This window comes from Pseudomonas sp. P5_109 (assembly GCF_034009455.1).
Lineage (GTDB): Bacteria > Pseudomonadota > Gammaproteobacteria > Pseudomonadales > Pseudomonadaceae > Aquipseudomonas.
This window is the reverse complement of record NZ_CP125380.1, coordinates 5,785,469-5,809,578: the sequence shown is the minus strand read 5'-3', so window position 1 is coordinate 5,809,578 and position 24,110 is coordinate 5,785,469. Positions and strand designations below refer to the sequence as shown.

Here is a 24,110-nt window from a genome sequence, read left to right as displayed (position 1 = left end):
AGTCGACATCGATGGTGAATGTCATACCGCCATCGCCAGCAAGCCGGCTCCTACAAAGGTTATGCGTTATGAACCCTTGCCCTTTTCATTGGCCGGGTCGTAGACCTTGGTCAGGTCACCGCCGAGGCGGAAGGTCTTGAAGGGTTGCATCTTGTGCTTCTGCGCCAGCACCTCGGGCGTGCAGGTGTAGAGCGAGCAGAACGGTTCGAGCCAGGCGAATTTCATGTCCTCCTTCAGGTCGGTCATGTCTTGTTCCTTGCCGTTCTTTTTCTCGAACTCGTCAGGGTCTTTCACCCCCGACAGCACCCGGTCACCGAGGCGTTTGAGTGCGCCATTGTTTTCCTGGCGCAGATCCACGCCGTTGACCTGGGCGAAACTGGCGATCATCGCCAGCGGCGGCAGGGCGTAGTTGTGGTAGGCCAGCGCCCGTTGCTGACGCTTGAGTTCGTTGGGCAGGTAGCCGTCGGCGTCGATCTGGTTGGCGCCGACCTTGTATTCCTTCACCGCCCAGTCGAACAGGTCGCGGCGGTTGGTGGCGACGGAAGTGGCCATCACCGACCACGCAGCCCAGTACGAGTGGTTGTTGGTCTGGTCGAGCGGCAGGTTGTCCCAGTCGCTGACCACCTGGTCGGCCATCTTGCTGAACCAGGCTTCGATCAACTGGGCTTGCTGTTGATGGGTGGCCAGCGGGTGGGAGTCGGAAAACTTCAGGCGGATGTACGCCGAAGCCATGCTGCCCAGCGCCCATTTGCGCATCGACTTGCCGGTGTGGTTGAAGTCCTTGGACATCAGCGCGTCGGCCTGGGCCCAGGCCGTCAACCAGTTCAACGTACACTCAAGCTGCTCCGGACGACCGTCACGCATGAACTGCATCACGCGCTTGCTGGTGCCGCGCTCGATCTTGGTGATGTCGGCGGTGCTGTCGCGGAAGGCTTTTTCCGACTGCACGTTCAGGGTCGCGCGGGCCTTGTCGGAACCTTCGTACTTGCTGCGAAATTGCAACGAGCCGGTGTACGGCGTCGGCATCGCATCGCAGCCTTCGCTCTTGTCGCCCGTCTTGAATTTATCCACAGGCGCAAAATAGCCCTGGGGTGGACGCAGTGGCGCGGCCGCTTGCGTGGCCCCGGCGAACATCGCCAGGCTCAGGAGCGTGGGTGCCAACAGTGTTGAAAATTTCGGATAGCGCATAGCAGACCTCATTGCCCGACCGAAGCAGTACGCTGCTCGGCGCCCGGGAATACGTTGCGTTTGCAAATTTTCGCTTCGACTTTCTGAGGCGCGGCACCGGCTTCGGGGCCCTGGACTTCAACGGCCAGCAGGTTCTGCGAAGCCCAGTCTTCGTCCGTGCGCAACTCGAAAGCGAAACGCCCGTCAGTCTCGGAGGTTTCCGGTTTGTCGATCTTGATGTCCTCGTGGCGACCGTTCATGTACCAGAGGGTGGCTTGCAGGGTTTTCACCGAGGTGTCGGCGAAGCGGATGTCGACCTGGTGGCTGCTGTTGCGCAGGTCCATGTTCTTGCTGTTGACCATCAACTCGTTTTTGCCCGGCTTGAGCGTGGCGCTACCGGACATCTGCGCATCCTTGCCTTCGCAACCGTTGTCCAGCAGCGCCATCATCTGGCGGTAGATGGTTTCCTGGTCGAGGCGGTACAGCGGCGAGAATTCCCAGATGAGAATCTTCGGCGGGTTCTTCTGGAACTCGTCGCTGCCCAGGTACTGCAGCATCGAACCTTCCAGGCCGCCGCCGGGGAATGCCACGTTGAGGATGTCGGCGCCGATGGCCTCTTCGAGGAATCCGGCGAAGTTGTAGTTCTTGCCACTGTGGGACGTGCCCACCAGGGTGATCTGCGGGTTGCCGGAGTCGCCGAACAAATCGCCATCGCCCGCTTCGCCCTTCGGCTCGGTGGTGAATTGATCCATGTACTGGATCGCGTAGCTGGTGCCACAGAGTTGACCGGCCATGTTGTGCAAGGTTCCGGTCTTGCCCATGCGCCCTGACTTTTTGGTCTCGAATTCGCGCTTGGGAATGTCGGCGAATTCAGGCAATTGCTTGACCTTCTCGGCGACGATTTTCGCCGTGCGCTGGGCGCCGTACGGGGTCCAGTGCTGGTCGCCACGGAAGTAGAAATCGTGGGCGGGCAGGGTGTCGGGCAACGACTCGTTGGTCAGCGGCGACAGGTCCGGAACGACGTAGCCCATCTGCGCGAAACGACCGAGCATGGTCTTGTAGTTTTTCAGTGCCTTGTCGAAGTCGAAGCTGGCCTTCTCCGCCGGATTGAGCTTGTTGCGGTTCACCAGGCCACGGGTTGGCTGGTACACGACAACCAGTTCCACGCCTTTGCTCTTGAACGCATCGTGCAGTTGTTTCATGCGTTTGTAGCCGGCGGGCGTGGTGTCGAATTCGGTGCGCAAATCCTCTTGCGTACGGAACAGCCAGTCGCCTTGGGCCTGCACCAGCGTGGTGAAGTTCTGCTGATAGCGGGTGGTGTAGTTCTTTGCGTCGTGGGCGGCCGGGCACAGGCTGCAGCACGGTTCGGCAGAGAATTTTGGTGCCTGGATTTCATCGGCACGCGCACCACCGCTGGCCGCGAGAATGCCGGCGGTCAGGGCCGACAGGCTGAGTAATTTGATCAAGTGTGGGTGCATAAAATTATCCTCAGTCCCGCATTTCGGTCTGGCGTTCGACAGGGTCGATCAGCACGGCTTTCTGCTGGCGCACCAGCAGGTCGAGAATTTCATCCTGACGTTCGCCAAGGATGCCGGTGAAGCTGATGCCGCTGGATTTGGTCGGTGCGAGCATCGACACGCGATACAACTCGACACTCAGCGGCGAGTCGATGGACAGCGGTCCGCTGCCGTTGGCCGCGAGCTCACCGCCGACCACGATCAGCGACACCTGGGCGTCGAACGGGTCGAGCTTGATGTCGCGGTCGGTGTTGCTCAGGTCCTTGATGTGGCCGTAGACACCGGTCAGGCCGTTGGCCATGGCGACGTTTTCGTAGAGGCGAATGTTCACGCTGTTACGAATGCGGATGCCGTGGCGGCGGTTGCTCAAGACCTTATTGCCCCACAACAGGTTGTCGGCACTCTCGTAGAGGGTGATGCCGTCGGTGTGGTTCTGGTAGATCTCGTTGTGGGCGATCAGGTTGTTGACGCTATTACGGTCGATCACCAGGCCCGAGAGGTGGTTGTCGTAGCTGCGGTTGTTGAAGATGAAGCTGTCGTTGACCTCACGGGAAATAATGATCCCGTGCTTCTTCTTGGTCCCGTACACCGTGTTGTCGGCAATGATCAGGCCGTGGGAGCGGTCGTGCGGGTCGATGCCGTAGACGATGTTGTCTTTGTAGGTGTTGCCCTTGACCACGAAGTCGCGGGTTTCATAGCAGTAGAAGCCGTACCACATGTCCGAGAATTCCGAGCCGACGATCCAGCCGGTCGGCTCAGGACGCTTGAGCACCTTGGCCATGTTCGGCGTGTACTGGGAAATACTCACGCCATAGGACTTACTGTTGGCGTAGCCGAAACTGGCGATCTTGCTGTTGGCGATGTAGGTCTCGGTGCCGCCCCAGGACAGCAGGAACGGACGGAATTCCTTGGGCGAATTGAACGTCGCCGGGCCGTTGTCCTTCTCGCGCCAGCCGGTGATTTTGGTGTCACGCACGAACAGCTGGCCGTCGTTGACCAGGAACGCACCGCCCTCCTGGGACAGGCGCAGTTCCTGGGTCTGCTTGTCGATTTCGAGGATGCCGTGACGACCGACCACGATCGGCAACCGGGAAAGGAACACCCCCGGCGAGGTTTCGCTGAAGTACTGCTTGGGAACCTTTTTCGCCAGGTCCTTGAGGTTCATGTAGCCGTCGTCGACGAAGATCGCCTGCGGGATACCGTGCTGACGCACCACCCACTCGGCCATCTTGTTGTCGCCACCGATGAAGTCCTTCAGGGCGTCTTCCTGCATCATCCGGCGCAGGCTGATCTTGCCCGGTTTGCTGCGCACGATTTTCGCGGCGATGGCTTCGGCGGTGTAGCCGGAAACGTCCGGCAGTTTCGGCGTGGCCAGTTCCAGCGGCGCGGTTGGTGCGCTGCTGACGGTGTAGGTCTTGGCCTGTTGCAGTTCCTTGGCCACGGTCGCAGGCTTCGCCGGCTCCACATTGGCGAAGGCAGTCGCGCTGGCCAGCAGCATCGCGCCGGCCAACAGGCTGATCGAGCCTTTTCGGGCTGGATGATTCATCTGGGAGACTCCCTTCGCAATGTGCATCAGAAGCGCCAGATCACGTCGATGAACGCGCGGTGCATGTACGAATCGACTTCCTTGCCGTACGCATCGCCTGGCTTGAACACGCCGCCACGGAAGCGCACCAGGGCCGAAGGCTCATCGATCGCCTGGCTCATCGACGCGGGCAACAAGCCTTGCTTGAAGTACTTGGTGACCACCAGGTCCATTTCCTGACCGAGGTCTTTCTCGCCATCGTTCAGCGGCAGCGAAGTGCTGGAGAGGATCGCGCCGGTGACGTCGTCGGTGTTGTTCTCGACGGCGTTGATGCCGTTGCTGCCGACCGGCTTGTTGCCGTCGACACGCCAGAATTTGTGGTAGATCAGGCTGGCGTCGTATTCGTCGTTGAGCATCCACGAACCGAACAGGGTGGCGGTCTGCATGTTGTTCATTTCGCCACGGAAGGCTTCGCCGAAACGGTGCACTCGCGAGCGGGTGCCGGTGTAGTTCGAGCGGTTGCTTTCCAGGCCGTTCTGTTCGTACTCGGCGCTGGCGCGAGCATAGGCGGCACCGACTTGCCATTGCGGATCGAGGCGCAAACGCACGCCGACATCGGTGGCCCAGCCGTTGAGGTCTTCACCGCGCTTGGCTTCGGTTGGCGACGTGCCATCGGCGTTCAGCGGGTTGACCTTGTCGATGTCGCCGCTCATGCCGGTGATGCTGCCCCAGTAGTTGACGGTGTTGGTATTGCGCCAGTTATAGGCGTCGCTGTCGGCGGTCAGGCCGAGCCAGCTGATGTCGCCGTTCTGTTTCTTGTCCAGCGAATCGGTCGGCACACCCGGCTCCGGGTAGTCGAGCTTGCCGTTGTCATGGGTGTGATGACCGCGAATGCCGACCCAGTTGCCCGGGGTCCACTGGTACGCGGCATCGGCGTAGGCGTGCAGGCGATCCTTGTCTTGTGGCGACAGCTCCTTGAGGTCGGTACGGTATTCGCTGAAGCGTTCGGCGATACCGACGTTGGCGCGCAGCAGGGTGGTGTCGAAGGTCCAGTTCAGGGCTTCGATGTTGGTGTCGCGCCACTGGCCGTCGTCGTTGCGCAGGCGCTGGCGACCGAGCTTCAGGACCTCGCCAGGGTAAGGCGTGAAGCCGCTGTAGCCGACCCAGAACTCACGCATGGCCAGGTAGTTTTTCTTGGTTTCGCGATCACCGTTGTCGGTGTTCTCGGCGCCGTCGGATTGTTGCAGGGTGTCGGTCTCGATGATGTCGGTGGACGTCAACGCCTGACCCATGGCGTAGGCGCTCCACGCGCCGCTTTCGCCGTAGACCCACGGACGCAGGTCCAGGCCGACGCCGTTGACGTCGCCACCGGGCGCGGTGCCGAGATCGCGGTCGTCTTCGGATTGGCCGGTGATTTTCACGTCCAGGCCGAAGTTCTTGGTTTCTTCAGTCATCGCAGCAAGCGTCGGGCAAGACCAGATCAGCGCGAATGTCAGGCCGATGCCGGCCTTCATGAATGGATTCAACTTCATTTCGATTCCTCGCTGGCTTCTTCTTGCAGGGCATTCAGCTCCGGCGTGTTCGGGCTCAGGGCTCCGCGCACGGCCTGTTCTTGTTTCAACAGGCGTTGGGCTTCGGCCAACCGCTCGGGCGGCAGTTGCGTTTGGATGGTTTGCGCGAGCTCGGTGGCTTGCGGAGTGTTCTGGGCCAGGGCCAACTGGCTGAAGACGTAGGCATTCAGCGGATCAGGCTTGGTGCCCTTGCCTTGGGAAAACAGCTGGGCGATGGCGAAGTCGGCGCTGTTCTGGCCGTTGCGCGCAGCGGTCAACAGATGGTCGAGGGCCTTCTGCGGATAGACCTTGCCCAGGTAGCCACGGCGATAGATCTGGCCGAGGTAGTAATCGGCAGCGACTTCGCGACCGACCGCTTTCTGGAAATGCTCTTCGGCGACCTTGGCGTCGGCCGGTACCAGCTTGCCTTCGAAGTAGAGTTTGCCCAGCAACAGTTCGGCGCGGGGCTGGTCGGCGGCGCGACCGTTGTCCAGGTACTTCATCATCTGGTCGACGTCACCCAGTTCGGGGAAGTCGTAGAGCAGTTGCGCGAGGCTGACCCACGAGGCTGGATAGCCCGGTGCGATCGGTTCGAGCAGTGACTGCGCGGTTTTCTCGTCGGTCTTGCCCAGGGACGAGTCGGCGAGCACGCGGGCGACGCTGTCCACACGTTGTGCCGACACGCTGCCGCGAGCGTGAGCTGCTTGCATCTGCTTGATCAGCTCGGCCTGTTGCTCTGGCTTGGCCTGTTTCTGATAGACCGTGGCCAGTTCGACGTAGCAGATGTCGCTGGTGTTGAGCGCGGCCTTGCAGATTTTTTCCACGTCATCCAGGTGCTGGTCGTAGGTGCCCTGGGTACGGTAGAGCAGCACTTGTGCCAGGCCGGCTTCCGGTTTGTTCTCGGCACGCCATTGGCTGATCTGTTGCTGCGCATTCACGTTCGGGAAGCTGTGCGGGTATTGCAGGTACAGCATCGCCAGCGGGATCAGCGTGTTGCCTTCGCCCGCGGCGGCGGCTTTTTTCAACAGGGTTTCTGCTTCGTGCTGCTCGGCTTCGGTGGAGCCGGGCTTGGCCACCAGCAAGCGACCGAGGCGTGCCTGGGCGCGCGGCGAAACGCTGGCCGCGGCGCGGTAGGTCGCCTCGGCCTGTTTCATCTGCGCCGGGTCACGGCTGTCGACCTGGATGTCAGCCAGACCGACCTGGGCTTCGCTGTAGCCCAGGTCTGCCAGTTGCCGGTAGTTCGCCGCAGCGGTGGCGGTGTCGCCACGCTTGAGCGCTTCGTTGGCCAGGCGCTGGTCGGGCAGGCCGGCGCAACCGGCCAGGCTTACCGCCAATGCCACTGCACACAGAGACCCCATGTGGGAGCGGGCTTGCTCGCGAAAGCGGTGTGTCAGCAAGCATTTATTCTGAATGTTCAACCGCATTCGCGAGCAAGCCCGCTCCCACAGGGGGTGTGGTGTGTTCAGAAAATTTGGAGTAGTCACAGGCATGTCCTCGACTTAAAGACCGACAGCCATGGCTTTGTCGATCAGCCAGTTCAGGTTCGGGCCACGGTCGCTGCTCACTTCCACAGGGCGGCCGGCGAGGGAGCTGTCCAGGGTTTCGTCCGGCTGGATCAGCACGCGGATGTCGGAGGACAGGTCGGCGCTTTTCAGGCTGGTGCTGCTGACGATCTTGCCGGTGCGGCTCTGGTCTTCGCCGGCGATCTGGAAGCGCACCGAAGTGCCTGGGCGTACGTCGCCGAACTGGCGATAGGAGAAGCGCGCTTCAACGTTGGCTTCGCTGTTGCGTGGCACCAGTTGGAAGATCACGTCGCCCTTGCTGGCGTACTGACCGTTGGCGACCATTTGCTGGGCCACGGTGCAGTCGCAAGGCGAGGTCAGGGTGCCGGTCATCTGCTTGCCGAACAGTTCTTCAACCTTGGCCGGTTGCAGCTGGTCTTCGTCCAGATGGCCCTTGAGCACATCGAGCATGCTGGTGCTGAAGGTCGCCAGCGGTGCGCCTTTGGCGGCCACGCCGTCGGTTTTCACCAGGCTTTGCACGGTGCCGTCGCGGGGCATGGTGATGTTCACGCCCGGCACGCTGACCAGACCGGCCTGGGCGTGGCTGACGAAGTACATGCCGTAAACGGATTTGAAAACAAAGCCGAATGCAGCCAGGCCGACAACGAAGACACCCAGGCTGAAGGTCACGGCCTTCATGCGACCGAACGCGGACATGCCGTGGCCGCCGTCCTTGACCTTGCGCGCCTTGGTGAAGTTGTCGCGCTGCAGGGTCGCCAGCATTTCACCCACGCTGACGATGTCACCGGCCAGGTGCGAAGTGATCAGGTGGCGCAGGGTCGAGATGTCCCGTGGTTCCAGGTTCTGGAACTGGCAGCCAGCGCGTCCGGTCTCGCGGTCGAAGGAGCGGACCTGCAACTCGACGTCCATGGCCAGGCCGAGGTTGTCGATGACGAATTGCAGGCGGGCCTTGTACACGTCGCCGATCTTCAGTGGCAATTGACCGGCGTTGAACGCCAGGCCACCGGCGGACAGGTCGATCACCCGGGCTTCGACCGGTGTCCGGTCGGGGCCGAAGAAACGCAACTTTGCCGGGATTTTCACGCGGGCGTGTTGGCGCTGGGCTTCGGATTCGTGCACTACGTTGGCGTTGACGGCGGTATTCATAAGGGCGTTTTCCTAGTTAATTCAGGCGAGTCAGGTCAGACCATCAACAGCAGCACGGCGACAAAAATGCTGCCGGCAGAGAAGGTCATGGTCCGAGACGACCAGGTGTTGAACCAACGTTGAAAGCTGGCGAGATCACGGGTCAGAGAAGTGGGCTGGCGAGTCCAGGATTGTTGGTCGAGGCGGAAGAACACATAGATCTTCACCAGCGCGCCGACGATCTGGTTGTAATAGAGAATCGCCGGGTAGGCCGGGCCGATCCGGTGTCCGGAGCACGACAACAACAAGGTCAGGATGAAGCGGGTGATGCCGATCCACAGCAGGTAAACCAGGATGAACGCGGTGCCGTACTTGAAGCTGGCGATCAGTGCCACGGTCAGGCCCAGCAGCGAGGTCCACATCGACACACGCTGGTCGAACAGCACCACCGAAGTGAACACGCCGAGGCGTTTGATCCCCAGGCCCAGGGCGCGGGAGTTCTGCCGCAGGTTGTTGCCGTACCAGCGGAACATCAGCTTGCGACTGGCCTTGATGAAGCTCTTTTCCGGCGGGTGTTCAACGGTGTTGATCGCCGCGTCGGGCACGTAGAACGTGTCGTAGCCCAGGCGCATCAGGCTGAACCAGCTCGACTTGTCGTCGCCGGTAAGGAACTTGAAACGACCCAGGCGCCAGTGTTGCAGCGAGTCGCTTTCCACGTCGGCGATGAACTCCGGGTTGGTGACCACGGTGGCGCGGAACACCGACATGCGCCCGGTCATGGTCAGCACGCGCTTGGACAGGGCCATCGAGCACATGTTGATGTGACGCTGGGCGAAACGCAGCTTGTGCCATTCGCTCATGATGTAGCCGCCGCGCACTTCGCAGAACTCGTTGGTGGTCAGGCCGCCGACGTTGCCGAACAGCTGGAACCACGGCACGGTCTTGCGCACCGTGCCTTCGCCGAGCACGGTGTCGCCATCGATCACCGCAACCACGGCGCGATCATCCGGCAGGTGCCGGGAGATGGCGCGGAAGCCATAGGCCAGGCCATCGCGTTTGCCCGTGCCGGGAATGCGCACGAAGTCGAGCTTGACCCGGGACGGCGGATTCATCCGGTTCCACAGGCTCTTGACCAGCAGCTCATCGGACATTTCCACGATGGAGCAGACCACGGTGGTCGGCAGGCCGCAGTCGATGGCCTCGCGGATCACCGAGCTGTAGACCTGTGCGGTGGTCAGCGCGTCGATACGGAAGCTGGTGACCATCAGGAACACGTGGGACGGGTCAGCCTCCTTGCCCAGCTTGCGCACTTTGCGCCGCAGGTGCGGGTAGACGATGTAGAGAAAAATCATGCCGCGCACAAAGTGTGTGGCACCCATCGAGTAGCGCCAGATACCCACGGCGCCAATCAGGAAAATGAAGTCCTTCGACTCGGAGTCGAACGTGGACACGGGCAACGCCATGGCGAGGCCCATCAGTAACGTCAGGTAGAACAGCCAACCGGCGGCCTGGAGTAGGCCGTGTTTTAGCCTGTGCATAATCTGCATCCGTCTAGATCTCGGGTTAACGCAGGCGTACAAACCTGTAGGAGCGAGCTTGCTCGCGATGGTCGCCAACGATGACGCTGGGTATCTGATACCCAGCGGTGTTCTCAGGTGCATCGCGAGCAAGCTCGCTCCTACAGGGGGCTTACCAGCAGATCCCTTCGGTACGGCCGCTGACGCTGGTGGCTTTGGACATGAAGCCGACCAAGTCGATCACCTGCTTGCCGTGCGGAACGTTCTGCGCCAAGGCGCGGAATTTCTCGTCGCGGTTGCCGAGGATGATCACGTCGGAGTTGTTGATCACATCGTCGAAGTCAGCGTTAAGCAGCGACGAGACGTGAGGAATCTTCGACTCGATGTAATCCTTGTTCGCGCCGTGAACGCGGGCGTACTCGACGTTGCTGTCGTAGATGCTCAGGTCGTAGCCCTTGCCGATCAGCATTTCCGCGAGGTCAACCAGCGGGCTTTCGCGCAGGTCGTCGGTGCCGGCCTTGAAGCTCAGGCCCAGCAGGGCGACTTTGCGTTTGTCGTGGCTGGAAACGATGTCGAAAGCGTTCTGCACCTGGGATTCGTTACTGCGCATCAGCGAGTTGAGCAACGGCGCTTCCACGTCCAGGGAACCGGCGCGGTAGGTCAGGGCACGCACGTCTTTTGGCAGGCACGAGCCGCCGAAGGCGAAGCCCGGGCGCATGTAGTACTGGGACAGGTTGAGGGTCTTGTCCTGGCAGACCACGTCCATCACTTCGCGACCGTCGACGCCGACCGCCTTGGCGATGTTGCCGATTTCGTTGGCGAAGGTGACCTTGGTGGCGTGCCACACGTTGCAGGTGTACTTGATCATCTCGGCGACCGCGATGTCCTTGCGGATGATCGGAGCGTCGAGCTCTTCGTACAGCGATTGCAGAACGTCGCCGGACGCTTTGTCGAACTCGCCGATGACGGTCATTGGCGGCTGGTCGTAGTCGGCGATGGCGGTGCTTTCGCGCAGGAACTCAGGGTTCACGGCTACGCCGAAATCAACACCGGCCTTCTTGCCGGAGCAGTCTTCGAGAATCGGGATGACCACGTTGGCCACGGTGCCCGGCAGTACGGTGCTGCGTACGACGATGGTGTGGCGGGTAGTCTTGTCACGCAGGACAAAACCGATTTCGCGGCACACGGCCTCGATGTAGTTCAGCTCCAGGTCGCCGTTCTTCTTGCTCGGTGTGCCCACGCAGATCATCGACAGGTCGGTGTCGCGAATCGCCTCGGCGAAGTTGGTGGTGCCGCGCAGACGACCGGTCTGGATGCCCTGGGCCAGAAGTTCGCCAAGGCCCGGTTCAACGATCGGCGATTTGCCGGCATTGATCATATCGATCTTGTCTTTGGCCACATCGACGCCAACGACGTCATGACCCCGTGCAGACAGGCAACCGGCACAGACTGCGCCGACGTAACCCAAACCAAAAATGCTGATGCGCATCGCAATTACCTCTGTATTGATCAAGCCATTAGATGGCCGGAGTTAATGGTGTTCAGCGTGTTTTAATGCACTCGAAAGTGCGCCTTGCAGGCGCAACAATGCCGTGTGCTGGCATATGAATTACGAGTGTCTAAATAAGTGCACTCAAGGGGTGCGCAACTAGGCCTTATAATTATAATTTGCCCTGTTATGCAGCCGATCCTCCTTTCAGGGGATGCTGGCGCAAAGGTATTACACGCTTGATGTCAGGCCGAAAGCCCGTGGATCAAGCGGTTTGGTGCTCGGGTGAGCACGTTTATAAGGGCGCTGCCGTGGCCTTGTAGGGGATAGTCATACCGCGTTATCTCCTGTCCGCTTGCTGTTGTCCAAATCAGTGATTAATCAGCGCAAGTTATTATTACAACTTGGCTACATGAATCGCTTATCTGCGTAAGTTATCTCGTACACGCTCGGCGAGAATCGTTACCGGTGGTATGAACGGCGCGTTTGGACATAGTTCCAGTCCATCCATCGCGAAATCTGAAATTTTTTGAAATATTGAGAAAGATGGCACTGCTCTCAAACTGATAGCACTTGCCGTTTCGCCCTTTATATATAGGCGGATAATTGGGGAGGATAGTTTTTTGCCAGCACTGTTAAAAAAAATCAGTGCCACTACGCAAAAAAAAGATTGAAGTCGAGTGAAACTAAAGTTAGAAAACCGGGTGGTGTTTTTATGGCGCCATAAAAATGGCGAAAAGGCGGGGGAAGACTGAAGTGAGTCCAGGGTCGGCGCACGAAGGTTGTGGAGGTCGTGCGCCGACCAGATGCATCACTCTGGTGCGTGATCGCGCAGGAACACCAGATTGTCCGGTTTAGACTGCTCGGCGCTGTAGCGATAGCCTTGAACGTCGAATTGCTTGAGGGTCGCCGGATCGTTGATGCGTTCCTCGATGACGAAGCGGCTCATCAAGCCGCGGGCCTTTTTCGCGTAGAAGCTGATGATCTTGTACTGGCCGTTCTTCAGGTCCTTGAATTCGGTATTGATGATGCGCGCGTTCAAGGCGTTGCGTTTGACCGCCGAGAAATACTCGTTGGACGCCAGGTTGAGCAGCACGTCATCGCCCTGATCGACCAGGGCTTCGTTCAGCCATTCGCTGATGCGTGTGCCCCAGAAGGCATACAAATCCTTGCCCCGGGCGTTGGCCAGCTTGGTGCCCATCTCCAGGCGATAGGGTTGCATCAGGTCCAGCGGGCGCAGCAGGCCATACAGGCCCGAGAGCATGCGCAGGTGTTTTTGGGCGTAATCGAAATCGGCTTCGCTGAGGGTTTGCGCATTCATGCCGGTGTACACATCGCCCTTGAAGGCCAGCAGTGCCTGCTTGGCGTTTTCCGGGGTGAAGGCGGGTGTCCAGCTGCCGAAACGCGCGGCGTTGAGCCCGCCGATCTTGTCGGAAACGTGCATCAACTCGCTGATTTGCGCGGGCGTCAGCTCGCGCAATTGCAGGATCAACTCCTGGGAGTGGTCGAGGTACTGCGGCTGGGTGAAGCGCTGGGTCGCCGGCGGTGTTTCGTAGTCGAGGGTCTTGGCGGGTGAAATCACCATCAGCATGAAGTCGTCTCCTTTAATCGTGGCGGCGATTCTAGGGGGTTGTCTTCGTTGACTCCAGCTATCAGGGTCATAGGTGATCAGCGGTTCGCCACAAACCTGTGGGAGCGGGCTTGCTCGCGAATGCGGTATGACATTCACCGAAAATGTCGACTGATACACAGCCTTCGCGAGCAAGCCCGCTCCCACAGTGGTTCAGTGTTGCTGCAGGAGGTGTGCCTGGATCAGCTATAGTGCCGCGCGGGTTTTGTTATGGAGACATCCCATTGCGTATCGCTTTTCTCATTTCGGTCTGGCTACTGAGCTTCGGCACCATCGCGGCACCGGGCGATGTGGCGACGCTTGATCGCGGCACCTGGCCGGAAAAACTCGGCAACCCGACGCTGTTCGACGTGGCGTCGAGGGCCGAGATCCTGATGTTTTCCAGTGTCCTGTTGGCCAGCGAATCGCTGGATGAACCCGCCCTGGCCCAGCGCCTGGGCCTGCGCACGATCAATCTGGAGTCGGTCAACCGGGTTCGCCAGCGCATGTGGCAACGGCTGCTGGCCAACTACAACTTCGCCCAACAGAGCTGCGACCAGGATGCCTCCTTCTGTTTTCTGGTCGAAGATATGCCCACCCTGCGTGAACAGGCTGGCAAGTTCCAGGTCAGTGCAGACAGCTACTACATCAAGTGGGCCGAGCCGAGCCGTGTGTTTCACAGCCAATACCTGGACGAGCAGTTACGCAAGGCCGCGCTGTTCCCGCAAACCAGCAGCGAAGTCGATCGTTTCGGTGACTATGAGCGCAGCGGCGACGAGATGCATGACCGGCTGTTTCTGCTGACTTTCGACAGTGCCGCCAACGCCGCGCCGGACAATACCGCCTGGGTCACCGAGTACCTGCGCAAGTCGAACATGAGCGCAACGTTCTTCGTCCTTGGCAAGGACATCCAGACCCGTTTGGCCGAGCATTCGGTGAGCGACCTGCAAGCGACCTACTCGACCCAGTGCATCGGTGTGCAAGGCTGGGAATTCCGCTCCCACAGCTATTGGCAGGGCTGGCAGGATTCGGTGCGCCGCAGCGCCGAACTGGTCAAAAGCAAGCTGCCGGAGAACTACGTGCCGCTGTTCCGCCCGCCGGATGGCCAGCGCCGTTCCGATGCCGAAAGCTTCTTCAAGACTCAGGGCTTGCAGGTAGCCTTGTGGGACATCGATGCCCAGGATGGCGCCGGCAAACTCAAGGGCAACCAGAGTGCGCAACGGGTGCTGACCTTGATGCTGCTGTGGCGGCACGGGGTGATCAATTTCAATGTGAAGCAGGATGGGGTGAAAACGGCGTTGCCGTGGCTGGTCACGCAAACGGCGCCGGCCGGCATCGGTTGGGAGGATTGCCAGGACGCGTTTCGCTGAAACGACAAAACCCCGTAAACATTGGGTTTTTGCCGATTTTGGCAGGGGATTCGTTGCAGGTGGACTTCCGACTTTAAACGGGTGATGGCAGTCCGCCAAGTGCTATTGGTCAATCTGAAAAATAAACTTCAAAAAAGCGTCAAAGTATTTTTTTTGTCACACGTTTTGGAGTATTACGAAGACAGACCGCCGAAACCTGCAACACAGGTGGCGTCTTCCAAGACCCCGCATGTAGGCAGAACACTTGAGTCCCCGCAGGTGTATTCGGCAGTCACTTCGAGGCGCAGCACCGCCAAGGTATTGCGTCGAATGGCTCCCACAAAGGTGACCGAGTATGGATGATCACGGACGTAGCTCTTCTTCCAACCAGCCAATCCTTTATGTACTCGATACCAACGTATTGATTCACGATCCAAACGCGCTGCTTAACTTCGAAGAACACCACGTCGCGATCCCGATGACCGTGCTTGAAGAGCTCGACAAGCTCAAGAGCGGGCATCACAGCGTTGCCGCCGAATGCCGCCAGGCCATCCGCCTGATCGACAAGACCTTGGGCGATGCCTCACCCGAGGACGTCGAGCAGGGTGTGCCGATCCAGCGTGGCAAAAGCGGACCCAAGGGTTTGCTGTCAATTCTGATGAGCAAACACGCCGAGCCGAACCTGATTCTGCCCGAGCACCTGAACGACAACAAAATCATCAATCAACTGATCGACCTGCACACCCGCGACCCGAAGAAGCCCGTGGTGCTGGTCACCAAAGACATCAACATGCGCCTCAAGGCGCGCGCCTGCGGGATTGCGGCCGAGGACTACAGCACCGACCAACTGGTCGACGACGTGTCCTTGCTGCCCAATGGCTACCACAACATGACCGGCTCATTCTGGGACCGCGTAAGCAAGGTCGAAACCCGTCAGGACCACGGCCGCACCTGGCATCAGGTGCAATTGATCGACAACCTGCCGGCGGTGCACATCAACGAATTCATCATTGATGAACAGGGCTTTGTCGGCTGGATCAAGGAGATCGAAGAGGACCGCTTGCTGATCCTCGACCTGCACCAGGAACCGCTGTTGCACCAGGAAGCCTGGGGCCTCAAGCCGCGTGATATCTATCAGAGCCTGGCGCTGTACGCGTTGCTCGATCCGGATATCCACCTGGTCAACCTGTCCGGTGCTGCAGGTTCCGGTAAAACCATCCTGGCGCTGGCCGCTGCGATCGAGCAGACCATGGTCAGCAAACGTTATCGCCGCATCATCGCCACCCGCAGCGTGCAGGGCCTGGACCAGGAAATCGGCTTCCTGCCCGGCACCGAGGCGGAAAAAATGGAGCCGTGGCTGGGCGCCATCACCGACAACCTCGAAGCCTTGCACATGGATGACGAAAGCACCCATGGCAGCGTCGACTACATCCTCAGCAAAGTGCCGTTGCAGTTCAAATCCCTCAACTACATCCGGGGCCGCAGCTTCCAGCAGAGCCTGATTTTGATCGACGAATGCCAGAACCTCACGCCGCACCAGATGAAAACCATCATCACCCGTGCCGGCGCCGGTTCCAAAGTGGTGTGCCTGGGCAACCTGGCGCAGATCGACACCCCTTACCTGTCCGCGACCAGCTCCGGGCTGACCTACCTCACTGAACGCTTCAAGGACTTCCCGAACGGGGTGCACATCACTCTGCAAGGGGTACCACGCTCGATCCTGGCCGAATACGCCGAAACGCATTTGTAACTGTCCACCGGAACCGGGCGGCCGTGAGGTCGCCCGGTTTTTTATGCCGGACAAAATTCCCTTGTGGGAGCGGGCTTGCTCGCGAAAGCGTTGTGTCAGGCAACATTGAGGGTGGCTGACACTCCCTCTTCGCGAGCAAGCCCGCTCCCACATTGGTTCCAGGTTGTTCATGCAATCTAAGGTGCGGAAAATTGACCCGCAGGTTTACAATCGGGATTCCTGATCAGGAGTAATCCCGTGCTGACTCATCTCGATTCCCAAGGTCGCGCCAACATGGTCGACGTCACTGAAAAAGCCGTGACGTTCCGTGAGGCGACCGCTCAAGCGCTGGTGCGCATGCTGCCCGAAACCCTGAAGATGATCGTCAGCGGCGGCCACCCCAAGGGTGATGTGTTTGCCGTGGCGCGCATTGCCGGCATCCAGGCGGCGAAGAAAACCAGCGATCTGATTCCCCTGTGCCACCCGCTGATGCTGACCGGCGTCAAGGTCGAGCTCAGTGCCGAAGGCGACGATTCGGTGCGCATCGTGGCCCGCTGCAAGCTGTCCGGGCAGACCGGCGTCGAGATGGAGGCCCTGACCGCCGCCAGCGTCGCTGCGCTGACGATCTATGACATGTGCAAGGCCGTCGATCGCGGCATGACCATCGAAAGCGTGCGCCTGCTGGAGAAGCTCGGCGGCAAGAGCGGTCACTTCCAGGCGGAGCAGCCATGAACGTGACCGTGAAGTTTTTCGCCCGTTATCGTGAAGCGCTGGGTCTGGACTCGGTGAAAGTAGAAGGCAACTTCGCCACCGTCGACGACGTCCGCGCGCTGTTGGTCCAACGTGACGGTGCCGAGGTGTTGAGCGAGCAGAACCTGATGTGCGCCCGCAACGAAGACTTGTGCCAGCTCGACGAGCCGGTCAGCGAGGGCGATGAAGTGGCATTCTTTCCGACCGTGACCGGAGGCTGAACCATGGCCATTCGCGTGCAGTCCACGCCGTTCGACCCGGGTGCCGAAGTCAATGCCATGCACGATGCCAATGTCGGCGTGGGTGCGGTGGTGAGTTTTGTCGGCTACGTGCGCGACTTCAATGACGGCCTGGACGTCGCCGGGATGTTCCTCGAGCACTATCCCGGCATGACTGAAAAGGCCCTCGGCAAGATCGCCATCGAGGCCGGGCAACGCTGGCCGCTGCTCAAGCTGGAAGTGTTGCACCGCATCGGCGGCCTTGAACCGGGCGAGCCGATTGTCTTCGTCGGCGCAGCCAGCGCCCATCGGCAGGCGGCGTTCGACGCCTGCGCCTTTGTCATGGATTACCTGAAAACCCGTGCACCGTTCTGGAAGAAAGAAAACACCAGCGACGGACCGCGTTGGGTTGAGGGGCGTGACAGTGATCATGCGGCGGCGGATCGCTGGAAGCAGTAGTTTCTGCGGCGTTCTGAAGTCAGCCTTCGCGAGCAAGCCCGCTCCCACAGGGTTTTGTGTACGACACAGAACCCTGTGGGAGCGGGCTTGCTCGCGAAGAGGCCATCTAATTCAGCCAATACCTTGCAGATCCACCACCCGACCATCAACCGGCACGGGCTGCATTTGCCTCATTGACGATTCATACATAAAAGTCCAGTATGGAATTATAAGTACAAAAAAGGTTCCCGCCCCGTTTCAGCTTTTTCTTCTGTCTTGCCAAACCAACAACAACCCGCGAGAAACGAACATGAAGAAGTTCCCCCTCATCACCGGTCTGGCCCTGAGCCTGTTGGCGTGCAGTTCTGTGTTTGCCGCCGAGAAAACCCTGCGCATCGGCATTGAAGCCGCTTACCCACCGTTCGCCTCGAAAACCGACAAAGGCGAGATCGTCGGTTTTGACTATGACATCGGCAACGCCCTGTGCGCGCAGATGAAGGTCAAGTGTGTGTGGGTCGAAGGCGAGTTCGATGGTCTGATTCCTTCCCTGAAGGTGAAGAAAATCGACATGGCGCTGTCGTCCATGACCATCAACGAAGACCGCAAGAAGTCGGTGGACTTCACCCACAAGTACTATTTCACCTCGTCGCGCCTGGTGATGAAGGACGGCGCGGTGGTGGATGACCAGTACGCCAGCCTCAAGGGCAAGACCGTCGGCGTGCAGCGCGCCACCACCACCGACCGTTACGCCTCCGAGGTGTTCGAGCCCAAGGGCATCAACGTCAAGCGCTACAGCAACAACGAAGAAATCTACATGGACCTGGCGGCCGGTCGCCTCGACGCGATTTTTGCCGACACCATTCCGCTCAATGACTTCTTGTCGATGCCGCGTGGCCAGGGTTATGCCTTTGTCGGGCCGGAGTTGAAAGATCCGAAGTATGTGGGGGAAGGTGCCGGGATTGCCGTGCGCAAGGGCAATACCGAGTTGGTCAGCGAACTGAACACGGCCATTGATGGCATTCGCAGCAGTGGCGAGTACCAGAAGATTTCCGAGAAGTACTTCAAGTCAGATATTTACGGCGACTGACAGTCCGCTTTCGCGAGCAAGCCCGCTCCCACATTTGATCTCCATAAGACGAAGTTCCAGTGTGGGAGCGGGCTTGCTCGCGAAGAGGCCAGATCAAGCAATACAAATCTCAGTGCCTAGCCCTTCAACTCCTTCAAATGCTTGTACACCGTCGCCCGGCCCATGTTCAGCACATTGGCCACGTAGTTCGATGCGCTTTTGCCCTTGAACGCGCCTTCGGCGTGCAACGCCAGCACCAGTTCACGCTTGTGGTCGCGGGTCAGCAGATTCAGGCTCAACTGGCGCTCGCGCAGCCAGGTGTGGAGGAAGGTGTTGATCCGCTCCTGCCAGTCATCGCGGAACAGGGCGTCCGGTTGCGGGATCAGTTTGGTCGGCGACAGGAACAGGTCCAGGGCGGCCTTGGCATTCTCGAACAACGAAATATTCAGGTTGATGCACAGCACCGCCAGCGGATGCCCCTCGCTGTCGCGCAAAACGGTGCTGAGGCTGCGAATTTTCTGACCATCCCAATTGAGCTTTTCGTACGGCCCGATATTTCGTTCGCTGGCATCCTCGCTGAGCATGTCTTCCAGCGCCGAGTCGTCGCCGATTTCGCGCTTGGACAGGTTGTTGGCGATGTAGTCGACCTTTTGCGTGCGCAGGTCATGCAGCACCACTTCGGCGTGGGGAAAGAACAACGTGGCGATGGCGTCGGCGATCGCGTGGAAGTTATCCAGGGACGTGTCGTTCAGGGCCGGGTCTTTTTCGGGGGCGTTCATACGGTGGAACTCCAGGCAGCGTCAGCGCCCCATCAAAGGGGCGCTGAAAGTGTGCCGTAATCGTGTGGGCGCGTCACCTGAGGATCTGGATCAGCCGAGGCGGGCAGGGGAGAGCATTTCGGCACTCAGGCCGAAACGGCCGAGCGTCTCGGGCAACGCCGCACCGCGTACCAGCGCGGCGCTGGCCTGGCCCATGGCCGGCGAGGTCTGGATGCCATAACCGCCCTGTGCCGCGACCCAGAACAGGCCCGGCACCTGTGGATCGAAACCGGACAGCAGGTCGCCATCGCTGACGAAGCTGCGCAAGCCGGCCCAGGTGCGGGTCGGGCGGCGAATGGTCAGGGTCGTGGCTTCTTCGATCTGGTAGATGCCCATGGCAATGTCCAGCTCTTCGGGCTGCACGTCGTGGGGTTCCACCGGGTCGGCGTTGGCCGGCGAACCGAGGAACATGCCGGCGTCGGGTTTCATGTAGAAGGATTCGTCGAGGCTGACCAGCATCGGCCAATGGTGGATGTCCACGCCCTCTGGTCCGGCGAAGATGAACGCGGCACGGCGTTTGGGTTGCAGGCCCAGAGGCTGCGCGCCGGCCAATTCACCGATCTTGTCGGCCCAGGCGCCCGCGGCGTTGATGATGATCGGTGCGCTGAAGGTCTGGCTGCCGGTCTGGACGAGCCATGTACCTTGATCATCGCGGCTCAGGCTGACGACCTCGCTGTCGGTATGCACTACACCCTGGTTGCGGCGGATGCCGCGCAGGTAGCCTTGGTGCAGGGCATCGGTGTCGATGTCGCTGGCGCTTGGGTCGTAGATGGCGCCGTGGACTTTTTCCCGACGCAGGATGGGTACCAATGCGCAGGCCTCATCTGCGTTGAGCAATTGCATCTCTGGCACGGTGGTTTTTGCGCTCTGGTATTGCCTGTTCAGTTCATCCGGATCGCCAGTGAGATCCACGGTCATCTCGCCGCGCGGGGTCAGCAGCGGGTGTTCGCAGAAGCCAACGGGCGGGTTGTCGAAAAAGTCGCGGCTGGCCAGGGTCAATGCCCGCACTTGCGGGGTGCCGTAGGCGGCGGTGTACAACGCCGCCGACCGACCGGTGGAGTGATAGGCCGGATGGGATTCGCGTTCGAGTACGATCACGCGGCCATGCTGCGACAGCCAGAAACCCGTGGAAGCGCCGGCAATCCCGCCGCCGATGATGATGAAGTCTGCCTGGCTCATGAATGTCTCCTGAAAGGGCATAAATGGGTAGTCCCTGTAGGAGCCGGCTTGCTGGCGATAGCATCACCGCGGTTTATCAGATGGACCGCGGCGTCTGTATCGCTGGCAAGCCAGCTCCTACAGGGGGTGTGGCGTTAGTGAGATAGGCGATGGATCGCATTGGCCAGCGCAATGTCTTCCAGGCCCAGGCCGATGGAGCGGAAGAACACGTGGCGGTCGTAAGCGGGGCGCTGCACTTTCTCGCTGATCAGGTCGGGCAGGTCGCCGACAATCGCGTCCTTGTCCCAGCCGTGTTGTTCGGCGGCGATCAGCATTTCACCGGCCGAGCCCGGGGTGGTCAGGCGATAGTCGCAGAACACCTGCATGTCGTTGAGGCTCTGCGGCGGCACTTCGTGGGCACGCGGCGCGTTGGTGCTGATGGAGGTGATCAGCGCCGGTTTGCTCAGGCTTGTCGGGTCGATCACCGGGCCGGGGGAGGAGGTGCAGAGCATGATCACGTCGGCGTCTTCAACGGCGGCTTCGCGACTGTCGAGGATGTTCAGGCGTGGTTCGATGTTTTTCAGCAGGCTCACGGTTTCGGCATCTTCACTCAGGCCTGGCGAGTACAGGCTGATGCTCTGCCAGTCGCGCAGGCCCTTCACGTAATGCAGGTGCGCCTGGGCCACTTTGCCACTGCCGATGATGGCCAGGCGATTGGCTGTGAGCGGCGCGAGGGCGTCGACCGCTACGGCGGTTGTCGCGGCGGTGCGTGCCGTGGTCAGTTCGCCCGCGTCGCACAGCAACAGCGGCTGCCCGGTTTGCATCGACATCAGCAAAGTCCACGCCGTCACCAATGGTCCCTGTTCACGGACGATGTACGGCGAAGTCTTGATCCCGTACACGCCATCCTCGGCCAGCACGCCCAGGTAGTTGATGAAGTCGCCGGCGCCCTGTGGAAACTCCACCAGTTGCTGCGCCGGTTGTACGGCTTGCCCCGCGGCCAGGTCGCGGAACATCTTGCGCAGGATCTGCGGTACATCGACCTGCGCCAGCAACTCGCGAGCCTGGGCTTGGGTGATCACTTGGGGCGTACTGGACATGGTCGGCTCCGGAGCTGAAAGTAAACTAATTTGTCTATTATGGACTTTTAGTTGTCTCTAGCAAGCTCCTGTTGAAAAGCCGGGCGAAAAAAAAGCGCAGTCCGTTTCCGGCTGCGCTTGTCTTTTCAGCGTCGCTTAATGCGGACGCTTGCGTTCAACGGCCCGCAACAGATGCGTCGGTGGCGTTTCACAGCTGATCTTGCGCCCCAGCTTTTCCTCGATGGACGGTAGCTGATAGGAGTCGTCTTCACCGGCAAAGCTGATCGATACACCGTCGGCACCTGCACGCCCGGTACGCCCGATGCGGTGCACGTAGTCGTCCGGCACTTCCGGCAGGGTGAAGTTGATCACGTGGCTGATGCCGTCGATGTGGATACCGCGACCGGCCACGTCGGTGGCGACCAGCACGCGAATCTTGCCTTCGCGGAAGCCTTCCAGGGTCTTGATGCGCTTGTGCTGCGGCACGTCGCCGGACAGTTGCGCGGCGTTGATGCCGTCGCGCACCAGGCGTTCTTCGATGCGCCGCACTTCATCCTTGCGGTTGGCGAACACGATGACCCGCTCCCAACCATTGTCGTTGACCAGGTTGAAGAGCAGTTTGTATTTGTCGGCACCGGCCACCGCGTAGATGTGCTGTTCGACGTTTTCGTTGGCCACGTTCTGCGACTCGATCTCGACGATCGACGGGTCGGTGGTCCATTGCTTGGCCAGGTTCATCACGTCTTCGGTGAAGGTCGCGGAGAACAGCAGCGTCTGGCGCTCGGACTTCGGCGGCGTCTGGCGAATGATCTGGCGCACTTGCGGGATGAAGCCCATGTCGAGCATGCGGTCGGCTTCGTCCAGCACCATCACTTCGACCATGTCCAGATGCACGTCGCCGCGCTGGTTGAAGTCCAGCAGGCGGCCTGGCGTGGCCACGAGGATGTCGCAGTGACGGGCTTCGAGGTGCTTGAGTTGCTTGTCGAAGTCCATGCCGCCGACGAACGTCATCACGTTGAGGCCGGTGTACTTGGTCAGGTCGGCGGCGTCCTTGGCGATCTGCACCACCAGTTCGCGGGTCGGCGCGATGATCAGCGCCCGTGGCTCACCCATGTAGCGCTCTTTTGGCGGCGGGGTTTGCAGCAACTGGGTGATGATCGAAATCAGGAACGCAGCGGTTTTGCCGGTGCCGGTCTGGGCGCGGCCGATGGCGTCTTTGCCTGCGAGGGTGAAGCCCAACACCTGGGCCTGGATCGGCGTGCAATACGGGAAGCCCAGGTCCTGGATGGCGTGCATCAGTTCAGGGGCGAGTTTGAAATCGTGGAAGCGGGTTTTGCCTTCCTGGGGTTCGACGACGAAGTCTTCGAGTTTCCATGGGATGACCGGTGCCTTGGGCTTGGGTTCGCGGCGCGGCCTGGCGGGTTTCGGCGTTTCGCTGCGCGGTTGTTCCGGGGCTGCTACTGCCGCAGGTTGGGCAGCTTTTGCGGTCTCCGGCTCATGCTTGGGTGCCGCAACGGGGGCGGCCCGTTCAGACTGATTACCGTCGGTGCGGTGGCTGGGAGCGTGAGACGCAGCGCTGGGAACTGGCGCGAGTTGCTCAGTCTCGCTTTTACCGAACATTTTCTTGAGTGCTTTGAGCACGGTCATCTCATCAATTGGTTAAGGAATGTACGCCGGCCAGTGTAATGCAAGAATCGGGCGCGGCGTAGGGGGATGGATCAAAGGGTGTTTTTAAACATTCATGTTCAGCGCAGGCGCTCGGAGAGCCAGGCGCCGATATCACGAATCTCCTCGGGTAACACTTCGTGACCCATTGGGTATTCCTGCCATGTCACGGTGACACCACGCTGCTTCAAATGCTCGTAGGCGCTGCGTCCCATCGAGTTTTGCACTACATCGTCGTATTGGCCGTGCATCGACAGTACCGGAGTGCGCTGCTGGCTGGCGGACAGTTCCAGTTGGTCGCTGAAGGTCGGTGCATAAGTAGAAAGGGCAACTACGCCACCGAGTGGTCCCTGCCATTTCAGAAACGCGGTGTGGAACACCACGGCGCCACCCTGGGAAAAGCCTGCCAGGAAAATACGCGAGGCGTCTATTCCGAGGGCTCGCTGGGTGTCGATTAATTTGATGACTCTGTCCGACGACTCTTCCAGTTGCTCGCGGTTGATCGCACGCGCGGGGTTCATGGCCAATATGTCGTACCAGCTCGGCATCTCATATCCGCCATTGATGGTGACGGCGCAGGTGGGGGCCTGAGGGAGAACGAAGCGGGTGGTCAGCAATGTTTCCTGCAACGCTTCGGCCACTGGCAGGAAGTCGTAGCGATCGGCGCCCAGGCCGTGCAGCCAGATAACGCAGGCGTCTGCGGGCTTGACGGGTTCAAGAATCAGGGGCTCGGTCATGTCTGCTCCAATGTTGTGCGTGCGCTCTCATTGAGTGCGAGGGCTGAGTGCGCGTCTGGTTGATCAGTTACGAAGATGTCG

At 60.2% G+C, this 24,110-nt stretch carries 20 protein-coding genes; 6 read left to right on the top strand and 14 right to left on the bottom strand.

The window, feature by feature from the left end; translation table 11 throughout:
- Window positions 1-66: 66 nt before the first annotated feature.
- From QMK54_RS25750 to yaaA, 9 genes are all read right to left on the bottom strand, one after another.
- Window positions 67-1,188, bottom strand: a complete 1,122-nt coding sequence (locus QMK54_RS25750) for a mannuronate-specific alginate lyase (RefSeq protein WP_110660346.1) — start codon at window positions 1,186-1,188, stop codon at window positions 67-69.
- An 8-nt stretch (window positions 1,189-1,196) separates the two neighbouring features.
- Window positions 1,197-2,645, bottom strand: coding sequence for an alginate O-acetyltransferase (locus tag QMK54_RS25745; RefSeq protein WP_110660347.1), 1,449 nt, complete (start codon window positions 2,643-2,645; stop codon window positions 1,197-1,199).
- A gap of 10 nt (window positions 2,646-2,655) precedes the next feature.
- Window positions 2,656-4,230, bottom strand: coding sequence for a mannuronan 5-epimerase AlgG (algG, locus tag QMK54_RS25740; protein ID WP_110660348.1), 1,575 nt, complete (start codon window positions 4,228-4,230; stop codon window positions 2,656-2,658).
- Window positions 4,231-4,256: 26 nt separating this feature from the next.
- Complete coding sequence (locus QMK54_RS25735) at window positions 4,257-5,741, bottom strand: alginate export family protein (RefSeq protein ID WP_320401549.1); 1,485 nt, start codon at window positions 5,739-5,741, stop codon at window positions 4,257-4,259.
- A complete protein-coding gene (gene algK, locus QMK54_RS25730; RefSeq protein ID WP_223592513.1) occupies window positions 5,738-7,243 on the bottom strand; it encodes an alginate biosynthesis TPR repeat lipoprotein AlgK in 1,506 nt (501 codons plus the stop codon). The genes QMK54_RS25735 and algK overlap by 4 nt, the downstream gene beginning before the upstream one ends.
- A 15-nt stretch (window positions 7,244-7,258) precedes the next feature.
- The gene (locus QMK54_RS25725; RefSeq protein ID WP_110660351.1) at window positions 7,259-8,428 is read right to left on the bottom strand and encodes an alginate biosynthesis protein Alg44; all 1,170 of its coding nucleotides are present in this window, start codon (window positions 8,426-8,428) and stop codon (window positions 7,259-7,261) included.
- Between the two features lie 35 nt (window positions 8,429-8,463).
- A complete protein-coding gene (alg8, locus tag QMK54_RS25720; protein WP_413787347.1) occupies window positions 8,464-9,945 on the bottom strand; it encodes a mannuronan synthase in 1,482 nt (493 codons plus the stop codon).
- Between the two features lie 151 nt (window positions 9,946-10,096).
- Complete coding sequence (locus tag QMK54_RS25715) at window positions 10,097-11,413, bottom strand: nucleotide sugar dehydrogenase (RefSeq protein WP_320401548.1); 1,317 nt, start codon at window positions 11,411-11,413, stop codon at window positions 10,097-10,099.
- An 811-nt stretch (window positions 11,414-12,224) separates the two neighbouring features.
- A complete protein-coding gene (yaaA, locus tag QMK54_RS25710) occupies window positions 12,225-13,004 on the bottom strand; it encodes a peroxide stress protein YaaA (protein WP_057713390.1) in 780 nt (259 codons plus the stop codon).
- 263 nt (window positions 13,005-13,267) lie between these two features.
- Here yaaA and QMK54_RS25705 point away from each other — a divergent pair, with 263 nt between their 5' ends.
- The 6 genes from QMK54_RS25705 (at window position 13,268) to QMK54_RS25680 (ending at window position 18,593) form a co-directional block, all read left to right on the top strand.
- Window positions 13,268-14,392 (top strand): polysaccharide deacetylase family protein, encoded by a 1,125-nt coding sequence (locus QMK54_RS25705; RefSeq protein ID WP_223592522.1) that lies wholly within the window; start codon window positions 13,268-13,270, stop codon window positions 14,390-14,392.
- A gap of 334 nt (window positions 14,393-14,726) precedes the next feature.
- A complete protein-coding gene (locus QMK54_RS25700; RefSeq protein ID WP_103396283.1) occupies window positions 14,727-16,121 on the top strand; it encodes a PhoH family protein in 1,395 nt (464 codons plus the stop codon).
- 237 nt (window positions 16,122-16,358) lie between these two features.
- Window positions 16,359-16,832: a cyclic pyranopterin monophosphate synthase MoaC gene (moaC, locus tag QMK54_RS25695; protein WP_320401547.1), complete on the top strand. Its 474-nt coding sequence runs from the start codon at window positions 16,359-16,361 to the stop codon at window positions 16,830-16,832.
- A complete protein-coding gene (locus QMK54_RS25690; RefSeq protein ID WP_110663239.1) occupies window positions 16,829-17,071 on the top strand; it encodes a MoaD/ThiS family protein in 243 nt (80 codons plus the stop codon). Before moaC ends, QMK54_RS25690 begins: the two co-directional genes overlap by 4 nt.
- 3 nt (window positions 17,072-17,074) lie before the next feature.
- The gene (gene moaE / locus QMK54_RS25685; protein ID WP_320401546.1) at window positions 17,075-17,527 is read left to right on the top strand and encodes a molybdopterin synthase catalytic subunit MoaE; all 453 of its coding nucleotides are present in this window, start codon (window positions 17,075-17,077) and stop codon (window positions 17,525-17,527) included.
- Window positions 17,528-17,816: 289 nt separating this feature from the next.
- On the top strand, window positions 17,817-18,593 hold the full coding sequence (locus QMK54_RS25680) for an ABC transporter substrate-binding protein (RefSeq protein ID WP_110657912.1): 777 nt from the start codon (window positions 17,817-17,819) through the stop codon (window positions 18,591-18,593).
- 116 nt (window positions 18,594-18,709) lie between these two features.
- Here QMK54_RS25680 and QMK54_RS25675 read toward each other — a convergent pair whose 3' ends face one another.
- From QMK54_RS25675 to QMK54_RS25655, 5 genes are all read right to left on the bottom strand, one after another.
- Window positions 18,710-19,351 (bottom strand): transcriptional regulator, encoded by a 642-nt coding sequence (locus QMK54_RS25675; RefSeq protein ID WP_320401545.1) that lies wholly within the window; start codon window positions 19,349-19,351, stop codon window positions 18,710-18,712.
- Between the two features lie 90 nt (window positions 19,352-19,441).
- Window positions 19,442-20,569 carry an FAD-binding oxidoreductase gene (locus QMK54_RS25670; protein WP_320401544.1) on the bottom strand — a complete coding sequence of 376 codons (1,128 nt, stop codon included), beginning with the start codon at window positions 20,567-20,569 and terminating at the stop codon, window positions 19,442-19,444.
- A gap of 134 nt (window positions 20,570-20,703) precedes the next feature.
- Entirely contained in the window at window positions 20,704-21,648 is a 945-nt protein-coding gene (locus tag QMK54_RS25665) for an ornithine cyclodeaminase family protein (RefSeq protein ID WP_320401543.1), read from the bottom strand.
- Between the two features lie 135 nt (window positions 21,649-21,783).
- Window positions 21,784-23,274, bottom strand: coding sequence for an ATP-dependent RNA helicase RhlB (rhlB, locus tag QMK54_RS25660; protein ID WP_110657919.1), 1,491 nt, complete (start codon window positions 23,272-23,274; stop codon window positions 21,784-21,786).
- 98 nt (window positions 23,275-23,372) lie between these two features.
- On the bottom strand, window positions 23,373-24,029 hold the full coding sequence (locus tag QMK54_RS25655) for an alpha/beta hydrolase (protein WP_110657922.1): 657 nt from the start codon (window positions 24,027-24,029) through the stop codon (window positions 23,373-23,375).
- Window positions 24,030-24,110 lie beyond the last annotated feature (81 nt).